At 54.1% G+C, this 3,309-nt stretch carries 2 rRNA genes; both read left to right on the forward strand.

Features of this window, described 5'->3' with window-relative positions:
- The first annotated feature begins 201 nt into the window (after window positions 1–201).
- A 23S ribosomal RNA gene (locus tag L6773_RS21045) occupies window positions 202–3,101 on the forward strand.
- Window positions 3,102–3,227: 126 nt separating this feature from the next.
- A 5S ribosomal RNA gene (gene rrf, locus L6773_RS21050) occupies window positions 3,228–3,309 on the forward strand; the annotation flags it as partial.

Raw genomic sequence — 3,309 nt, forward strand, 5'->3', positions numbered from 1 at the left:
GTGGTCATTGGAATGTGAAATTTGATTGTTTCCCGCCGTTGGCGGGGACTGTTCTTTGATATATTGGTAGTAAATGCTGTGTACGTGTGTGTTTATTTATTCCGCACACATGTACCAATTTTATGATTAGATCGAGGTAAAAAATCGAGCTCATTGCTTGACGTGCGGGCGAGCCAACCAGGTGTTGTGCAAGCCATGCAAAGAAAAGCAGAAAAGGGCACACGGTGGATGCCTAGGCATACAGTGGCGATGAAGGACGTGCTAAGCTGCGATAATCTGCGGGGAGCTGCAAAGAAGCGTTGATCCGCGGGTATCCGAATGGGGAAACCCATCCGTCGTAAGACGGATATTCCTACGGGAAGGCAAACCCTCCGAACTGAAACATCTAAGTAGGAGGAGGAAAAGAAAACAATAGTGATGTCCCAAGTAGTGGCGAGCGAACGGGACTCAGCCCAAACCCTGTCGGGGCAACCTGGCGGGGGGTTGAAGGACCACAATATCTGAACTCAAGGCGAGTCGAAGCTGACTGGAAAGCAGCCCCATAGACGGTGAAAGGCCGGTAGGCGAAGCCAGCGGGGAGGTAGTGGTATCCTGAGTAGTGCGGGACCGGTGAAATCCTGCACGAATCTGGCGGCACCATCCGCCAAGGCTAAATACATCTGTATGACCGATAGTGGACAAGTACCGTGAGGGAAAGGTGAAAAGAACGCCGAGACGGCGAGTGAAATAGTACCTGAAACCGTGTGCTTACAAGCGGTCGGAGTCTTCCTTCGGGAGGATGACGGCGTGCCTTTTGTATAATGAGCCTACGAGTTGCTCCTGTCGTGCGAGGTTAATCCGCTCAGCGGAGAAGCCGCAGCGAAAGCGAGTCTGAGAAGGGCGCGCAGTACGGCGGGGCAGACGCGAAACCGGGTGATCTATCCATGGTCAGGGTGAAGGTGCCGTAACAGGTGCTGGAGGCCCGAACCGCCTGGCGTTGAAAAGCCATCGGATGAACTGTGGATAGGGGTGAAAGGCCAATCAAACTCGGAAATAGCTCGTACTCCCCGAAATATATTTAGGTATAGCGTTTGCCATAGAGCCTGCCGGAGGTAGAGCACTGATTAGGCTAGGGCCCTTCACCGGGTACCAAACCTAGACAAACTCCGAATGCCGGCAGGTGTTGGCAGGCAGTCAGCGGCAGGGTGATAACGTCCTGTTGCGAGAGGGAAACAACCCAGATCATCGGTTAAGGTCCCAAAATACCAGCTAAGTTGAACAAAGAAAGTTGGATTGCCCAGACAACCAGGAGGTTGGCTTAGAAGCAGCCATTCCTTAAAAGAGTGCGTAATAGCTCACTGGTCGAGCGATCCGGCGTCGATAATTTGCGGGCATAAGCTGGTTACCGAAACCATGGATTCTATCACTTGATAGAGTGGTAGGGGAGCATACCGACCCCGCCGAAGGCGGCCTGTGAGGGCTGCTGGAGGGGTCGGCAGAGAAACTGTAGGCATGAGTAACGATAAGACGGGTGAGAAACCCGTCCACCGAAAACCCAAGGGTTCCTGATCAACGCTAATCGGATCAGGGTTAGTCGAGACCTAAGGTGTAGCCGAAAGGCGAAGCCGATGGAAAACCGGTTCAATATTCCGGTACCGACTCCAACGCCAGGCAAAGGCGTGACGCAGAAGTGACACTTCCGCCTCTCTACGGAATGGGAGGTTAAAGGATGTAGGCTGCGGGGCAGGCAAATCCGCCCCGCGATCGGCTGAACTCCGACAGTACCGGGAGGCTTCGGCCAAACGGATAGTGAAGGTAATCTGGCTGCCAAGAAAAGCGTCGTTGTTTGTTGGAGCTGCTCGTACCCCAAACCAACACAGGTGGGTGAGGAGAGAATCCTCAGGTGCTCGAGAAAATCGTGGCTAAGGAACTAGGCAAATTCGATCCGTAACTTCGGGAGAAGGATCCCCTGCCCTGATTCGTCAGGGCGGGGCGCAGTGAAAAGGTTCAAGCGACTGTTTACCAAAAACACATGTCTCTGCTAAGCCGCAAGGCGATGTATAGGGACTGACACCTGCCCGGTGCCGGAAGGTTAAAGAAGCCAGTTAGCTTCGGCAAAGCTGGCGACTGAAGCCCCGGTAAACGGCGGCCGTAACTATAACGGTCCTAAGGTAGCGAAATTCCTTGTCGGGTAAGTTCCGACCTGCACGAATGGTGTAACGACTTGAACACTGTCTCGGCCACGAGCTCGGTGAAATTGTGGTATCGGTGATGACGCCGATTACCCGCAGCGGGACGGAAAGACCCCGTGAACCTTTACTACAACTTTACATTGGCTTCGGCTGCTGCATGTGCAGGATAGGCGGGAGACTTAGAAGCGGGCGCGCCAGCGTCTGTGGAGTCGACGGTGAAATACCGCCCTTGGAGCCGCTGGATTCTAATCCCGGCAATCCGGGAGACAGTGTATGGTGGGTAGTTTGACTGGGGCGGTCGCCTCCTAAACAGTAACGGAGGCTCCCAAAGGTACCCTCAGCACGGCCGGCAATCGTGCGTAGAGTGTAAAAGCATAAGGGTGCTTGACTGTAAGGCATACAGGCCGAGCAGGCACGAAAGTGGGGTTTAGTGATCCGGTGGCACCGAATGGAAGGGCCATCGCTCAAAGGATAAAAGGTACTCCGGGGATAACAGGCTTATCTCCCCCAAGAGTTCACATCGACGGGGAGGTTTGGCACCTCGATGTCGGCTCATCGCATCCTGGGGCTGGAGAAGGTCCCAAGGGTTTGGCTGTTCGCCAATTAAAGCGGTACGCGAGCTGGGTTCAGAACGTCGTGAGACAGTTCGGTCCCTATCTGCTGTGGGCGTAGGAATATTGAGGAGAGCTGCTCCTAGTACGAGAGGACCGGAGTGGACGCACCGCTAGTGTACCTGTTGTGACGCCAGTTGCATCGCAGGGTAGCTATGTGCGCAGGTGATAAGCCGCTGAATGCATCTAAGCGCGAAGCACACTCCAAGATAGGTATTCCCCAAAGAGTCCAGGAAGACGACCTGGTTGATAGGCGGCAGGTGTACGCATGGTAACATGTTCAGCCGAGCCGTACTAATGACTCTTCAGGCTTTGTTTGCATGGTTTGCACGACCCCTCGGGGCGGGCAATCCCATCAAGCGAGAAGCAACGACTTGATTTTTCCCGGTCTGATTTTAAAAGCATTTACTGCCAACTATGTCATCGGTTTTTCTTATGAAATTGATGAGGTGATTATCGCGCGGAGGCCCCACCCGTTCCCATCCCGAACACGGCCGTTAAGCTCCGCAGCGCCGATGGTACTCCAA

Source organism: Rhodohalobacter sulfatireducens (assembly GCF_022012475.1).
In the GTDB taxonomy this organism is placed as follows: Bacteria; Bacteroidota; Rhodothermia; order Balneolales; family Balneolaceae; genus Rhodohalobacter; species Rhodohalobacter sulfatireducens.